Genomic DNA, 14,747 nt, shown 5'->3' with positions numbered 1-14,747 from the left:
CACGCTGCACGGCAGTAGACGCGGCACCCCTGCCGCCCCCGCGCCGCCGCACCCGCACGTGCGCCGAGACCCACCCCGAAGGATGTGGCCCCGTGACCTTCAAGGCCGAGTACATCTGGATCGACGGCACCGAGCCGACGGCCAAGCTCCGTTCCAAGACGAAGATCATCACGGACGCCCCCGCCGGCCTGGACGCCCTGCCGATCTGGGGCTTCGACGGCTCCTCCACCAACCAGGCCGAGGGCAGCTCCTCGGACTGCGTGCTCCGGCCGGTCTTCTCCTGCCCCGACCCGATCCGCGGCGGCGAGGACATCCTGGTGCTGTGCGAGGTCCTGGACACGGACATGACGCCGCACCCGAGCAACACCCGTGCCCCGCTGGCCGAGCTGTCCGAGCGCTTCGCCGCGCAGGAGCCGATCTTCGGCATCGAGCAGGAGTACACCTTCTTCAAGGGTGCCCGCCCGCTCGGCTTCCCCGAGGGCGGCTTCCCGGCCGCGCAGGGCGGCTACTACTGCGGCGTCGGCTCGGACGAGATCTTCGGCCGCGACGTCGTCGAGGCGCACCTGGAGAACTGCCTGAAGGCCGGACTCGGCATCTCCGGCATCAACGCCGAGGTCATGCCCGGCCAGTGGGAGTTCCAGGTCGGCCCGCTGGCGCCGCTGGAGGTCTCCGACCAGCTGTGGGTGGCGCGCTGGCTGCTCTACCGCACCGCCGAGGACTTCGAGGTCTCCGCCACCCTCGACCCCAAGCCGGTCAAGGGCGACTGGAACGGCGCGGGCGCGCACACCAACTTCTCCACCAAGGCGATGCGCGAGGGCTACGACGCGATCGTCACGGCCGCCGAGTCCCTCGGTGAGGGCTCCAAGCCGATGGACCACGTCAAGAACTACGGCGCCGGCATCGACGACCGCCTCACCGGCCTGCACGAGACCGCCCCGTGGAACGAGTACTCCTACGGCGTCTCCGACCGCGGCGCCTCGGTGCGCATCCCGTGGCAGGTCGAGAAGGACGGCAAGGGCTACATCGAGGACCGGCGTCCCAACGCCAACGTCGACCCGTACGTCGTGACCCGCCTGCTCGTCGACACCTGCTGCACGGCGCTGGAGAAGGCCGGCCAGGTCTGAGCCCGAGCCACCGCCACCCGGCCGCGTTGTCAGTGGCGCGTGCGAGGGTGGGGACATGGAGATCGACGGTGTCCTCGCCATCGGGGTCGAGACGGAGAACGGGCAGTCGCACACCCGGATCCGGGCGGCGGAGCTGCGGGAGCTGGTGTCGCGCATCGGCCACGCCGGCGACCACTTCCTGGTGGTGCAGCGGATACCGGACATCCCCGACGTGTTCGCGCAGGTGTGGCACAAGGAGGGCGGGGAGTACCGGCTGGAGCACCGGGCCGCCGCGGACGCGTTCTTCGGGGCCGACCTCGACGACGCCCACCGCGTGGCCGACCTCCTGACCGGCTGGGCCCGCCAGGAGTCCGGCTGGGACGCGGGCGTCGCCTGGGAGCCGATCGACCTGGGACCCCAGGAGGACGTTCCGGAGCTGCCGGACGAGGTCCGGCAGCAGATCGAGCGGCTGATCCGGGAGCGGCTGCGCTGCGGGTACGACGGCCGCAAGGCGCTCGTCCAGGCCGCCCAGGAGCACCTCGTCGGCGGCGAGTACGGGGAGCGGCCGGTGTCCCGGGCCCAGGCCTGGCGGTCGGTGGACCGGCTGTGGCGGGAGCGGCTGGCCGAGCAGGCGGCCTGGGGCGAGGAGACCACCGACCCGGACCGCCTCACCCGGGTCTTCCAGGCCCTGGACGCGGCCGGTGTCACCGCCCGGGAGAACTTCACCTGCTGCCGGAGCTGCGGCACCGCGGAGATCGGCGCCGAGCGCGAGGGCGCCCGCGGCTTCGTCTTCTTCCACCGGCAGAGCACCGAGGCCGCCGCCGAGGGACACGGGCTCACGCTGCACTACGGCGGTTTCGACGGCTCCGAGGAGACGACGACGGCCGTCGGCCACGAGGTCGTGGCGGCCTTCGCGGAATCCGGACTGTCCACGGAGTGGAACGGCGACCCGGGCCGGGCGATCGCCGTAGCCCCGCTGGACTGGCGCAAAAGGCTGGAGGGTTGACCGCTGCGGCGGCCGGTTCCGGCCAGTCGGCGTCCACGCACTGAGAGGAGTCTCCTCTCCCCCGCCGCCGTCTGCTTCAATGAGCCCATGGCCAGCTTCCGGAAGTACGCAGCGACGGGTCGCCATGACCTCGAGCCGTTCTGGCCTTCCCGTCAGCACGACGACTTCGACCGGGTGTGTTGCCGCGCGACGACCGCGCCGGCCCGCTAGAAGCCCCACCTCACAGGCCTTCCGCGCCTGCCGCCGGTGCGCACGACGTACGTCCCGCGACGCGCCCGACCACGAACTCGCGCCCGTCGCCCCTCCCGACGAACCTCTCGCGCGAAAGAGCTGACGTCTCATGGCGACCACCCGTTCCCTGTCCACCGTCACCCTCGACTCCCCCACCGCCCGCCCCGACTCCGGCGGCCCCCGGCACCGGCTGCGCGCCGTCGCCCCGGACGAGGTGGCGGACGTCGTGGACCTGCTGCCGCCGGGCGCCACCTGGCTGCCCGCGCCCGCGCACTCCCTGCCGGCACTGCCGGGACACCCGCCGATGGTCGGCTACCTCGTCCTCGTCCCGGCCGACCAGCAGCCGCCGTTCCGGGACCCGGACCAGCCCCGGGCCCAGGACCCCGGCCGGGACCGGGCGGAGAACCCGCTCGTCCGGATCGACCCCGCCCGGCGCACCGCCGCCGTGGACGGACGCGAACTCGACCTGACCTACCTGGAGTTCGAACTGCTCGCGCACCTCGTCGCGCATCCGCACCGGGTGCACACCCGCGACCAGCTGGTCACCACGGTGTGGGGCTACGGACACGTGGGCGACGGCCGCACCGTCGACGTGCACGTGGCCCGACTGCGCCGGAAGCTCGGCGCGCAGCACCGGCAGACGATCCAGACCGTGCGGCGCGTCGGCTACAAGTACACGCCGCCCACCGGGCGCTGAGCCCGCGCCGCCGCTCTGCCGACGGCAGAGCGGCGTTCCCTCCGGCCACCGCGCCCGGCACAGTGGCCGCATGAGGCTACTGGTGCTGGGCGGTACGGAGTTCGTGGGGCGGTCCGTGGTCGAGGCGGCGCTCGGCCGCGGCTGGGAGGTGACCGTCCTGCACCGCGGACGGCACGCCCCGCCCCCCGGAGCGCGGGTGCTGCACGGCGACCGCACCGCACCCGACGGGCTCGCCGCCCTGACCGGGGCCGAGGGAACGTGGGACGCCGTCGTCGACACCTGGTCGGCGGCGCCCCACGCGGTGCGGGACGCGGCCCGGCTGCTGCGGCGGCGCGCCGGACGGTACGTGTACGTGTCGAGCTGCTCGGTGTACGCCTGGGCCCCGCCCGCCGGGTACGCCGAGGACGCCCCGCTCGTCGGGGGCGCCTCGCCGGACGCCGGGCAGCGCGACTACGCCCGGGACAAGCGGGGCGCCGAGCTGGCCGTCCTGGACGCCTTCGGCGCGGACCGCTCGGTGCTCGTGCGGGCCGGGCTGATCCTCGGCCCGTACGAGAACGTCGGCCGCCTGCCCTGGTGGCTGAACCGCCTGGCCCGCGGCGGCCCGGTCCTCGCGCCGGGACCGCGGGACCTGCCCCTGCAGTACGTCGACGTGCGTGACCTCGCCCACTGGGTGCTCGGCGCGGTGGAGCGGGAGCTGAGCGGGCCGTACAACCTGGTCTCCCCGCCGGGGCACACCACGATGGGCGGCCTGCTCGAAGCCTGCGCGGCGGTCACGGGCGGCACCGCGGAGCTGCGCTGGACCGCCCCCGAGACCGTCCTGGCCGCCGGTGTCGAACCGTGGGGCCAGTTGCCGGTGTGGACCCCGCCGGGCAGCGACCTGCACGACGCCCTGCAGAGCGCGGACGTCTCCAGGGCCCTGGCGACGGGCCTCGTCTGCCGGTCCGTGGGCGACACCGCGGCCGACACCTGGGCCTGGCTGCGGACCCTCGGCGGCACGGCACCCCAACGCCCGGACCGGCCACCGGTCGGCCTGGACCCGGAGACGGAGGCGAAGGTCCTCGCCGCCGACGGACCCGGCGGGGGTGTATCTGACACCACCCCCTGATCGGGGTGGTCGGCCCCGTGCCCCGCGCCGTCGCCTCGGCGAGACTGACGCCATGAGCATCGAGACGAAGAGCGGCACGGGGCGGCCACAGACATCCGGGCGGACGCGGGGCGTGGCGCTGTCGGCCGTACGGGGACTTGCACTGGCGCTCGTCTCCCTGCCCGGCGCGGTGATCTGCTTCTGCCTGACCGTGGTGTCCATCGCCCTCATCCCGATCGGGGTCGGCATCGTCACCACGTCGTGGGTGCTGACGGGGGTACGGGCGTTCGCGGACTGGCGGCGGCTGCTCGCCGCCGAGTGGGGCGGGGTGCGGATCCCGCGGGCGTACCGGCCGCTGCCCGAGGGTGCCAACCCGTGGGCCCGTACCTTCGGGATGCTCCGTGACCCGGCGACCTGGCGGGACGTCCTGTGGCTGCCGGTCGACATGACGGCGGGCTTCGTCAGCGCGCTGCTGGCCTTCGCGCTGGTGCTCTACCCGCTGGAGGGCTTCGTCATCGCGGCCGGGCTGTGGCGGGCCTGGGACGACACCTACTGGTACGGCTTCGTGCCCGTGACCGACCAGATCACCGCGCTGTACGCCGCGTGCCTGGGCGCCGCCCTCCTCGTCGCCGCCGTCCGGCTCAGCCCTCTCGCGCTGAAGGCCCACTTCCGGCTCACCGGCGCGCTCCTCGGCTCCGGCCAGGGCGAACTAGCCGAGCGGGTACGGGTGCTGACCGAGACCCGGCGCGACGCCGTCGACACCTCCGCCGCCGAGCTGCGCCGCATCGAGCGCGACCTGCACGACGGGGCGCAGGCCCGGCTGGTCGCCGTCGGCATGGACCTGGGCACCATCGAGGCACTGCTGGAGAAGGACCCGGCGAAGGCCAGGGAACTGCTCGCGCAGACCCGGCAGTCCTCCGCCGACGCCCTCACCGAGCTGCGCGAACTGGTGCGCGGCATCCATCCCCCGGTGCTCGCCGAACGCGGCCTGGGCGACGCGGTGCGCGCCCTGGCCCTGCGACTGCCCGTCGCCGCCGAGGTCGAGGTGGACCTGCCCGGCCGCGCCGACGCCCCCGTGGAGTCGGCCGCGTACTTCGCGGTCAGCGAGACCCTCACCAACGCCGTGAAGCACTCCGGCGCCGACCGGATCTGGGTCGACATGCACTACACGGAGGGGCGGCTGCGCGTCTGTGTCACCGACAACGGCAAGGGCGGTGCCGTGGTCGGAGCGGGCTCGGGCCTGGCCGGCCTGGAGCGCCGACTCGGTACATTCGACGGCGTCCTGGCCGTCAGCTCGCCCGCGGGCGGCCCCACCATGGTCACCATGGAGATCCCTTGCGCGTTGTCCTAGCCGAAGACCTGTTCCTGCTGCGCGACGGACTGGTCCGGCTCCTGGAGGCCCACGACTTCGAGATCGCCGCGGCCGTCGAGACCGGCCCCGAACTGTCCCGGGCCCTGGCCGAACTGGAGCCGGACGTCGCCGTGGTCGACGTGCGGCTGCCGCCCACGCTCACCGACGAGGGCCTGCAGTGCGCGTTGCAGGCCCGCCGCGACCGGCCCGGAATGCCGGTGCTGGTCCTCTCCCAGCACGTGGAGCAGCTGTACGCGCGCGAGCTGCTGGCCGACGGGAGTGGCGGGGTGGGCTACCTGCTCAAGGACCGGGTCTTCGACGCGGAGCAGTTCGTGGACGCCGTACGGCGGGTGGCGTCGGGCGGTACGGCGATGGACCCGCAGGTCATCCAGCAGCTGCTGAGCCGGCGCGCGGCGGAGGACCGGCCGCTGGAGCGGCTCACCCCGCGCGAGCTGGAGGTGCTGGAGCTGATGGCGCAGGGCCGGACCAACGCGGCGATCGCGGGCAGGCTCGTCGTCACCGAGCGGGCGATCGCGAAGCACACGGCGAACATCTTCGCGAAGCTGAGCCTGGAGGTCTCGGACGACGACAACCGCCGTGTCCTGGCGGTTCTGGCGTATCTGGACCGCGGCCGCTGACCCTGTGACGCGTCCCGGGGGCCCCACCGGCCCCAGCAATTCCCGAGTCGGGTGAACACCTCCGGAGCGGCTTCCGTATGGATGGGAGCCGCTTCACTCCTGTCGGGCGCCCTCGATGCCCCGCAAGCGATGCCCCCGCAAGGAAGTTTGAGGAGTTCCATGGGACGCAACACGAGAAAACGCCGTACGCCGCTGGCGACCAAGATCGTAGCCGGGGCGGCGGCCCTGGCGGTCGGCGGGGGCGGGCTGGTCTGGGCCAACTTCTACGCTTCGGCGCACGAGGATCACGGGGGTCACAACCGGACCAGGTCGGCCGGCGCGCAGGTCGCGACGATCGACTGCCCCGACGTCGGCCAGAAGATCCGTGACGTGCCGGACCGGGCGCGCGGGGAGGTGGACGGCGAACTGGCCACGATGGACAGCCAGATCACCAACGCCTACCAGCGCCTGGCCACCACCCGGCGGGCGCAGGCGGGTGACTCGCAGTTCGTGCAGAACACCATTCTGGGCCCGCTCAAGGACCGGCGGAAGGCGATCATCGACCGGATCCAGCTGGAGATCAACCGGGCCGGCGGCAAGGCCGACGACAACCTGGACGAGCTGGCGGGCTGCCAGGGACGTCCCGCGGACCAGCAGAACGGCGGCGGCCAGAACGGCGGCGGCCAGAACGGGGGCGGCCAGGACGGCGGGCAGGACGGCGGCGGTCAGGACCAGGAGGGCGACGACGACAACGGCAACGGCGTCGCGGGCCCGGTCGCCGACGACTTCGTCGACATCAACGACGTCCAGCCGAACTCCCGCGACAGCCGCAACGGCCTGGCCGCCGACGGCGACGGCGGTTCCACCGGCAGCTTCACCACGGACTGCGGCGTCAACGAGAACAACCTGTTCAACAGCGACAACCTGATCGCCGCCCCGGGTGTCGACAACGGCGCGCACCACACGCACGACTACGTCGGCAACCAGGACAACGACGCCTTCTCCAGCGACGAGGATCTCGCCAACGCGGACACCTCGTGCCAGAACCAGGGCGACAAGTCCACCTACTACTGGCCGGTGCTGCGCCTCCAGGACGGTACCCAGGAGTTCGACGCGAACGACCAGGGCGGTGGCGCCGAGGGCAACATCGGCAAGATCCTCAAGCCGGCCGAGGCCCAGATCAGGTTCGTCGGCAGCCGGCAGGGCGACGTGGTCGCGATGCCGAAGTTCCTGCGCGTCATCACCGGCGACGCCAAGTCCTTCACCAACGGCGACGCCAACGCCAACACCTCGTGGAGCTGCTCCGGCTTCGAGGACCGGCAGGTGACGGACAAGTACCCGCTCTGCCCCGACGGCAGCCAGGTGCTGCGCACGGTCAACTTCCAGAGCTGCTGGGACGGCCAGAACATCGACAGCGCCAACCACCGGGACCACATGGCGTTCGTCCAGGAGGACGGCAGCTGCGCGAACGGCTTCCAGGCCGTGCCCCAGCTGCAGATCCGCCTCGCGTACGACATTCCGGCCCCGACCGTCGAGAACGGCCAGGTGCAGAACCCGTACGCCGTGGACAGCTTCCCGGAGCAGTTGCACAAGCCGATCACGGATCACAACGACTTCATCAACGTCATGGACGAGGACCTGATGAACGAGGTGGTCGACTGCATCAACCGCGGCGAGGACTGCCAGTAGCGGTACCGGCCCGGTTGCAGGGAGGGGCCGGTGACGGATTTCCGTCACCGGCCCCCTTCGCGCGTCCGCGTCCGGTCAGCCGGAATGCCCGGCGTGTTCGCCGTGCCCGGCCGAGTGCCCGGCGCCGCCGCCCCCGTGCTGGACGCCCTGCTCCAGGGTTCCGCCGAGGGTGCCGCGCAGGTCGGCCACCACGTCCTCGTGGCCGACGGCGACCCACTTGCGGCCGACGAGGTAGAAGCCGCCGTAGTCCTTGGCCGTGTTGATCCACTCGCGCTGGCCGCGGTCGGTGGAGAAGGTGGCGAGGACGTACTTCCCGTCGCCCTTCCCGCACAGGGCCTGGCGGATGGTGTCGGCGTCGGTCTGCATGTTCGGGGTGCACTCGGCCTCGGCGGCCAGGTGTTCCAGGCTGCCGGTCGCCGTCGCGGGCACGGTGTCCGCGCCGTCCCCGTCGGCGCCGCAGCCCGTCAGCGCCAGGACCGCCGCCAGGGCGGCCGGTGCGAGCATCGGTCGGGTCAGCCTCATGTGTTCCTCCGGTCCGGTGGGGCGACATGCCGCACGGAGCCCCGGCGAGGGGCCCCGTCATCGATACGGGCACGGGGCGCGAAGTACTCAGGAGTCCGGGTGCCGTTGTGCGGCCGCCGTGCGAGAGTGGGGCCGTGGACCAGGACTGGGAAGAGCGGGTGAGAGCCGCCTGGGCGGCGTTCGACGACTACGCCGAGGAGGACGCGGCCGACTTCCGGGCGGTCGTCGACGCCCTCGCCGACGAGTTGCCCGCGGACAGCCCCCTCGGCCTGTTCGAGCGGGCCTGCGCCTGGGACTCCACGGGCCACTCCGACCGGGCGGTGCCGCTGTACCGCGAGGCGCTGGAGCGCGGACTCGGCGAGGCGAGCGCCTACAAGGGGCGGCGGGCGAAGATCCAGCTCTCCAGCTCGCTGCGGAACACCGGGCACCCGGAGGAGGGCGTGAAGCTGCTCTCGCCGGAACTGGTCGCCCCGTCGGACGAGTTGGACGACGCCGTGCGCGCCACGCTCGCGCTCTGCCTGTCGAGCATGGGCCGCGACCGCGAGGGCCTGTCCCTGGTGCTCGGCGCGCTGGCACCCCATCTGCCGCGCTACCAGAGGTCGATGGCCAACTACGCGCGGCTGCTGGTGGAGCCGGAGGAGTAGCGCACCCCCGAACCCCCGAACCCCCGCATCCCCGCATCCCGGGGCGGTGGTCGTACGGTGACCATCGCCCCGTTCGCTCGTTCTGCTGAACGTGCAGCCACAGGATGTCGCCCCGCGCCCCGCACCGTCCTCCGCCTCCTCGGCCGACCCGGTCGTCGACGTCGAGCAGGCCGAGGCCGCGCTCGTCGAGCACTATCCGCGTCTGGCGCGGCTGGCCTACCTGGTGCTCCCGCCGGGTCTCGGCCGGGGTCGCCGCGTCCTGTCCGCGCACGCCCTCACCCAGCGCGCCCTGCCCCGGAGCCGGACGACCACCCCGGTGATCCCGGCCCAGTCGACCGGCCGCCAGGTCGACCCCGGGTACGCGCTGGTCCGGCTGCGGGTGGTGCGTACGGCGCTGGAGGCGGGGCTCCCGTTGCGGCGCCGGGCGTGGCCCCGGCGGTCCCAGTTGCCGCCGCTGCTGCCCCACGTCAGGGGCCTCAAGCTCTTCCCGCGCTCGGGCGGCGCGGACGAACTCGCCCTGGACCAGCGGCTGTCCGGGCTCTCCGGGCCGGGCCGGGCGGCGTACGTGCTGCGCGGTCTCGAGCGGCTCCCCGACGACGGGGTGCGGCAGGTGCTGCGGGCCGCCGGGGTCGCCGACCCGGACGCCGCGCTGCGCGAGGCCGACGGGGTGCCGGGTCAGTACGGGCTGCTCGGCTCCCCCGAGTTCGACCCCTGCTCGTTGCAGGCCCGGCCGACCGATCTGCTGCGCCGGCGGCAGCACACGAAGGCCGCGCTGGTCGCCGGGGCGGCGCTGGTGGTGTGCGGGGCACTGCTCGGCCTGCCCGGGGACGGCTGGGGCCCGGACGGTGCCGCGGCGCCGCCGTACGCGCAGAACCCGGCGGCCGAGGCCGCGCTCGATCCGGGCAGGCTGACGAAGGCCGCGCCGGCCGCCTGGGAGACGTCCGCGCGCACGGACTTCTCGGTGTGGCCGGCCCGGGGCGGCCTCACCGGCGACGAGGAGCTGCTGCGCCGCGCCCTCGCCGTCTGGGCCCGGCCCGGTGAGAGCGTGGGGGTGTCCGCGACGCCGGGGACCCAGACCGGGGGTCCGGCCGGTCCGCCGCAGCTGCTGTACGCGGGGGAGGTCGACACCGCGCGGGTGGTGATCCTGCACGACGGTCTGCGCCTGGTCCGGTACGCGGAGCCGAAGGACGGTTCCGCCGGTGCCGCCCTGGACTTCGCGCGGACCGACGGGGCCGGCCGGGCCGCGGCGACCGCGGTGGTGCTGGGGCGCGCCGACGGCAACGTGCGGTATCTGACGGCGCCCTGGGTGACGAAGGCGGCGGCGCGCGATCTCGTCGAGCCGGACTCCGGGGCCAGGGAGCTGACGCTCACCGACGGCGTGACGTCCCCGCTGGCCAGCCCGGTGCAGCAGCAGTCCGGGGCCTGTACGTCGTGGAACGCGCTGGAGCTGACCGACGGATCGGACACCCGGGTGGTGACCGACCTGGGCGAGCTGGTGCCGGCCCGGCTCACCACCGGGCGTCCCGGTGCGGCGAAGGACGCCTCGGGGGCGAAGGCGCTGGACGCCTGGGCGCCGTACGCGTGCTCGCTGGGCGCGGTGCGCGGGCAGGGGGTGCGGTCGGTGAACGCCTGGGAGTTCGCGACGCAGCCGCTGCCCGACGGGACGGGGTCGGGCGCGTGGGTGTGCACCCGCGCCGAGACCTGGCGCGGCGAGGGGGCCCGGGTGCTGGCGCAGTTCCGGACGCCGGGCGGCGTGCAGGGCGCGGTGGCGGCGAAGGCACAGGACGTGCCGGCCTGCGGCGAGCGTGATCCGCAGGTGCTGGCCGGGGTGCTGTGGAAGTCGGAGGGCGGGCACTGGTACCTGCTGGCGGCGGGCGGCCCCGACACCGAGTCGATCGCGGCCACGGGCGGCATCAGCGACTCCGCCGACGGCAACCTGCTGACCGCCAAGGCCGAGCAGGGCGCGCGGGCCGAGCTGACGGGCACGCTGGACGGCGGGCGGACGATCGGCGGCCTGCGCTAGAACCCGCCCGCCCCCGTGCTCACCCGTCCCGCGCTCACCCCCACCACTAGCTGACACTGGCGTCAACAAGTACCGGCAGGAGGGTTCCGCCGGGCCGTACCCGTCAGTACATTGACGCCATGTCTAACAAGCATGTCCCGCTCAAGGCGCGGAAGGTGTCCTTCGCCTGGGAGGACACCCCGCTGCACTGGGTGCCGGGGGACCCGTTCACGACCCACACCATCAACGTGCTGCACCTGCTGCTGCCCGCCGGGGAGCGGTGGTTCGTGCACGTCTACAAGCAGGTGCTGCCGTACATCCGGGACGAGCGGCTGCGCGAGGACGTCATCGGGTTCATCGGGCAGGAGGCGATGCACTCCCAGGCCCACGACGAGGTGCTGCCGCACCTGCGGGACCAGGGGCTCGACCCGACGCCGTACACGGCGCAGGTCGACTGGCTCTTCGAGAAACTGCTCGGCGACCGCACCCTGCCGCCGGGCCGCCCGCGGCGGTGGTGGCTGCTGGAGCGGGTGGCGCTGATCGCGGCGATCGAGCACTACACGGCCTTCCTCGGCGACTGGGTGCTGAACGCCGAGGCGCTCGACCGGCGGGGCGCCGATCCGACCATGCTGGACCTGCTGCGCTGGCACGGTGCCGAGGAGGTCGAGCACCGGTCCGTCGCCTTCGACCTGTTCGTGCACGTGGACGGGGACTACGCGCGGCGGGTGCGGACCTGGGCGACCGCGTTCACCGCGCTGGTGTTCCTCTGGCAGCGCGGGACCCGGTTCTTCATGGCGAACGACCCGACGCTCGCCGACGGCAGGGCCACCTTCCGGGACTTCCACCGACGCGGCCGGCAGGGTCTGCTGCCGTCCACCGGCGCGATCACGCGTTCCATACCCGGCTATCTGAGCCGCGCCTACCACCCGTCCAAGGAGTGTTCCACCGAGCAGGCCGTCGCCTACCTCGCCGCCTCCCCCGCCGCCGTGGCCGCCGCCTCGGCCGCCGAGAAGTCCCAGGAAGGTGCCGCATGAGCCCGAACCCGAGCCCGAGGCCGACTCCGAGGCGGACGACGGCGCTGCTCCTCGCGGCCGGTACGGCCGGTGCCGCGCTCGTCGGCCGCCGGGCGCTGCGGCGCCGCGTCCAGGGCTCGCCGCTGTGGCCGCTGCCCGCGCTGGACCCGCCGGTCTCCGGGCGGCCCCGCTCCCGCGCGCTGACGCTGCTGGTGACCGCGCACGAGCGGCTGGCCGACGGGGTGGTGCGGCTGCGCCTGGAGGGGACCGACCTGCCGCGCTGGGAGCCGGGCGCCCACCTGGACCTGGTGCTGCCCTCGGGCCTGGTACGCCAGTACTCGCTGTGCGGCGACCCGGAGGACACCTCGTCGTACACCGTGGCCGCGCGGCTGGTCGAGGACGGGCGGGGCGGCTCGCGCGAGGTGCACGAGCAGGTGCAGGAGGGGACGGAACTGGAGGTGCGCGGACCGCGCAACCGCTTCCCGCTGGTCGGGGCGCCCGCCTACGCGTTCGTCGCCGGGGGCATCGGCATCACGCCGTTGCTGCCGATGCTGCGGTCCCTGCCCGAGGGCACCGACTGGCGGCTGCTGTACGGCGGGCGGACGCGGGCGTCGATGCCGTTCCTGGAGGAGATCGAGAAGCTGGACCCGGACGGCGAGCGAAGCGAGATGGGGGTCCCCCCGGCCGGAGGCTGGGGGAGGGTCACCGTCGTCGCGGAGGACGAGGACGGGCGGCCCGGTCTCGACGCCTTCCTGGCGGACCTCCCCGGGGGCGCGGCCGTGTACTGCTGCGGTCCCGAGGGCCTGATGGCGGCCGTGGAGGAGCGCCTCCCGGCGGGCGTCGCGCTGCACCTGGAGCGGTTCGCGCCGCGTACGACGGCCGACGGCGACGCGGAGTTCGAGGTCGAGCTGCGCCGCAGCGGGCGGACGCTGAACGTGCCCGGCGACTCCTCGGTGCTGGCCGCCGTGCGCACCGAGTTGCCGAACACCCCGTACTCCTGCGAGCAGGGCTGGTGCGGGACCTGCCAACAGAAGGTGCTGGAGGGCGAGATCGACCACCGGGACGAGTTGCTGACCGACTCGGAACGCGGCGACTCGATGCTCATCTGCGTGTCCCGGTGCCACGGCACCCGGCTCGTGCTCGACATGTGAACGCCGATGAAGGCCGATGCCCGGTCCGGCCCGTTCGGGGCCGGATTCGATCGGTAAGGTGTTCGTATGACTATCGGGGTGCGCCGCAGAATGGGCGTCGAGGAGCGGCGGCAGCAGTTGATCGGCGTCGCGCTCGATCTGTTCAGCCGCCGCTCGCCCGACGAGGTCTCGATCGACGAGATCGCGTCGGCGGCGGGCATCTCGCGCCCGCTGGTCTACCACTACTTCCCCGGCAAACTCAGCCTGTACGAGGCCGCGTTGCAGCGCGCCTCGGACGATCTGGCGGACCGGTTCGTGGAGCCGCGCCAGGGTCCGCTGGGCGCGCGGCTGCTGCGCGTGATGGGCCGCTACTTCGACTTCGTCGACGAGCACGGCCCGGGTTTCTCGGCCCTGATGCGCGGCGGCCCGGCCGTGGGCTCGACCACGACCAACGCGCTGGTGGACTCCGTACGGCAGGCCGCGTATGTCCAGATCCTTTCGCACCTGGACGTCACCGAGCCGCCCGCGCGGCTGGAACTGGTCGTCCGCTCCTGGATCTCGCTCGCCGAGTCGACCGCGCTGCTCTGGCTGGACGGGCGTCGCATCCCGCGCGCCGAGCTGGAGGCGCAGCTCGTGCACGACTTCGCCGCGCTGATGGCGGTGAGCGCCGCCTACGACGAGGAGATGGGCGCCCTCGTCCGCCGGGTCCTCGCCGACGAGCCGGACGACGGCCCGTTCGGGGACCTGGTGGACCGGCTGCTCGCGCTGTCGGCCCGGTGAGTACCGCGCCGGCCTGGGGGCTGGTCGTGGAGACGACCATGGGCACCGGGGAGCGCAAGCACACGGAGGCCCAGGTGGTGGCGCACGTCGCCGGGTCCCGCGAGGAGGCGCTCGCGGAGCTGGAGCGGCGGGCGCGGAGTTACTCCCCGACCCACCCCCTCAGTCCCCGTCGCCGTCGCCTGCTGCGGGTCGGCGACGGGTTCCTGCTCGTCGTGGACGGGGCCTGGCAGTCGTTCGTCACCCGGTTCACGGTGGCGGAGCTGCTGACGGACTCCGCGGCGCCGCAGGCATCCGAGCCCGAGCCGGAACCCGAGGCCGAGGCGGCCCCGGAGCCGGTGGCCGAGGCGGCCCCGCCCGCCCCCGACGGCGCGCGGGAGCCCGAGCTGGACGCGGACGGGGTGCCGGTGCGGCCGGCCTGGCTGGGCCGCCGCGACCTGCCGTGAGGCCCGGTGCCCGTCCCGCTACTCGGTCTCGAACTTCCGGTAGGACGGGTCCAGGTCGCGGACCTCGGCGGAGGCGTGCAGGGCGAGGCCGTCGCCCGGCTTGGCGTACTGCCGCAGCAGTTCCAGGACGGCCTCGGTCAGCCGCACCTTGGTCTCGTCGGTGCGGCCCGCGAGCAGCCCGAGCGTGACGTGCACGACGGCGTGCCCCTCGGCGTCGGGGCCGACCACGGTGTCCTCGGTGCGGCGGAACTGCGTCTTGCAGGCCGGCGGCTTCGCGGCCGCGATCTCGACGACGGCCTCGTGCAGGGCCCGCGCGAAGCCGGGCCGGTCGAAGTCGCCGGCGAGCCGGTCGGAGTAGTCGACGGTGATCTGCGGCATGAGCCCTCCCGTTTACGTTCAGCACGTCAACAGCAGGGCTCACCCTAACCGCAGACC

15 protein-coding genes are annotated in these 14,747 nt (G+C 73.7%); 13 read left to right on the top strand and 2 right to left on the bottom strand.

Annotated elements, in window-relative coordinates:
• Nucleotides 1-92: 92 nt before the first annotated feature.
• The 7 genes from glnII (at nucleotide 93) to Sru02f_RS07875 (ending at nucleotide 7,778) form a co-directional block, all read left to right on the top strand.
• Nucleotides 93-1,124 (top strand): glutamine synthetase, encoded by a 1,032-nt coding sequence (gene glnII / locus Sru02f_RS07905; protein WP_109031743.1) that lies wholly within the window; start codon nucleotides 93-95, stop codon nucleotides 1,122-1,124.
• Between the two features lie 55 nt (nucleotides 1,125-1,179).
• Nucleotides 1,180-2,109, top strand: a complete 930-nt coding sequence (locus Sru02f_RS07900; RefSeq protein ID WP_109031742.1) for a DUF6891 domain-containing protein — start codon at nucleotides 1,180-1,182, stop codon at nucleotides 2,107-2,109.
• A 340-nt stretch (nucleotides 2,110-2,449) separates the two neighbouring features.
• A complete protein-coding gene (locus Sru02f_RS07895; protein WP_109031741.1) occupies nucleotides 2,450-3,037 on the top strand; it encodes a winged helix-turn-helix domain-containing protein in 588 nt (195 codons plus the stop codon).
• Nucleotides 3,038-3,107: 70 nt separating this feature from the next.
• A complete protein-coding gene (locus tag Sru02f_RS07890) occupies nucleotides 3,108-4,142 on the top strand; it encodes an SDR family oxidoreductase (protein WP_109031740.1) in 1,035 nt (344 codons plus the stop codon).
• Nucleotides 4,143-4,194: 52 nt separating this feature from the next.
• Complete coding sequence (locus tag Sru02f_RS07885) at nucleotides 4,195-5,472, top strand: sensor histidine kinase (protein WP_109031739.1); 1,278 nt, start codon at nucleotides 4,195-4,197, stop codon at nucleotides 5,470-5,472.
• Nucleotides 5,457-6,110, top strand: coding sequence for a LuxR C-terminal-related transcriptional regulator (locus Sru02f_RS07880; protein ID WP_109031738.1), 654 nt, complete (start codon nucleotides 5,457-5,459; stop codon nucleotides 6,108-6,110). The genes Sru02f_RS07885 and Sru02f_RS07880 overlap by 16 nt, the downstream gene beginning before the upstream one ends.
• Before the next feature lie 159 nt (nucleotides 6,111-6,269).
• Nucleotides 6,270-7,778, top strand: coding sequence for a DUF1996 domain-containing protein (locus tag Sru02f_RS07875; RefSeq protein ID WP_109031737.1), 1,509 nt, complete (start codon nucleotides 6,270-6,272; stop codon nucleotides 7,776-7,778).
• A gap of 75 nt (nucleotides 7,779-7,853) precedes the next feature.
• On the opposite strand, the gene Sru02f_RS07870 is transcribed toward Sru02f_RS07875, so the two are convergent.
• Entirely contained in the window at nucleotides 7,854-8,300 is a 447-nt protein-coding gene (locus Sru02f_RS07870) for a hypothetical protein (protein ID WP_109031736.1), read from the bottom strand.
• A 134-nt stretch (nucleotides 8,301-8,434) separates the two neighbouring features.
• On the opposite strand from Sru02f_RS07870, the gene Sru02f_RS07865 reads away from it, so the two are divergent.
• The 6 genes from Sru02f_RS07865 (at nucleotide 8,435) to Sru02f_RS07840 (ending at nucleotide 14,312) form a co-directional block, all read left to right on the top strand.
• Nucleotides 8,435-8,944 (top strand): tetratricopeptide repeat protein, encoded by a 510-nt coding sequence (locus Sru02f_RS07865; protein ID WP_244941835.1) that lies wholly within the window; start codon nucleotides 8,435-8,437, stop codon nucleotides 8,942-8,944.
• Between the two features lie 91 nt (nucleotides 8,945-9,035).
• Nucleotides 9,036-10,967, top strand: coding sequence for a hypothetical protein (locus Sru02f_RS07860; protein WP_109031734.1), 1,932 nt, complete (start codon nucleotides 9,036-9,038; stop codon nucleotides 10,965-10,967).
• 119 nt (nucleotides 10,968-11,086) lie between these two features.
• Complete coding sequence (locus Sru02f_RS07855; protein WP_109031733.1) at nucleotides 11,087-11,980, top strand: metal-dependent hydrolase; 894 nt, start codon at nucleotides 11,087-11,089, stop codon at nucleotides 11,978-11,980.
• Nucleotides 11,977-13,110 carry a PDR/VanB family oxidoreductase gene (locus Sru02f_RS07850; RefSeq protein WP_109031732.1) on the top strand — a complete coding sequence of 378 codons (1,134 nt, stop codon included), beginning with the start codon at nucleotides 11,977-11,979 and terminating at the stop codon, nucleotides 13,108-13,110. The genes Sru02f_RS07855 and Sru02f_RS07850 overlap by 4 nt, the downstream gene beginning before the upstream one ends.
• Before the next feature lie 66 nt (nucleotides 13,111-13,176).
• Nucleotides 13,177-13,869, top strand: a complete 693-nt coding sequence (locus tag Sru02f_RS07845) for a TetR/AcrR family transcriptional regulator (RefSeq protein WP_109031731.1) — start codon at nucleotides 13,177-13,179, stop codon at nucleotides 13,867-13,869.
• Nucleotides 13,866-14,312, top strand: coding sequence for a hypothetical protein (locus Sru02f_RS07840; protein ID WP_109031730.1), 447 nt, complete (start codon nucleotides 13,866-13,868; stop codon nucleotides 14,310-14,312). Before Sru02f_RS07845 ends, Sru02f_RS07840 begins: the two co-directional genes overlap by 4 nt.
• An 18-nt stretch (nucleotides 14,313-14,330) precedes the next feature.
• Here the strand turns inward: Sru02f_RS07840 and Sru02f_RS07835 are convergent, their stop codons facing one another.
• Complete coding sequence (locus tag Sru02f_RS07835) at nucleotides 14,331-14,690, bottom strand: 5-carboxymethyl-2-hydroxymuconate Delta-isomerase (protein ID WP_109031729.1); 360 nt, start codon at nucleotides 14,688-14,690, stop codon at nucleotides 14,331-14,333.
• Nucleotides 14,691-14,747 lie beyond the last annotated feature (57 nt).

The sequence above is a fragment of the Streptomyces rubrogriseus genome (assembly GCF_027947575.1).
Taxonomy (GTDB): Bacteria; Actinomycetota; Actinomycetes; order Streptomycetales; family Streptomycetaceae; genus Streptomyces; species Streptomyces rubrogriseus.
The sequence above is the reverse complement of the archived record's forward strand: the minus strand, read 5'-3'. Positions and strand labels throughout refer to the sequence as shown.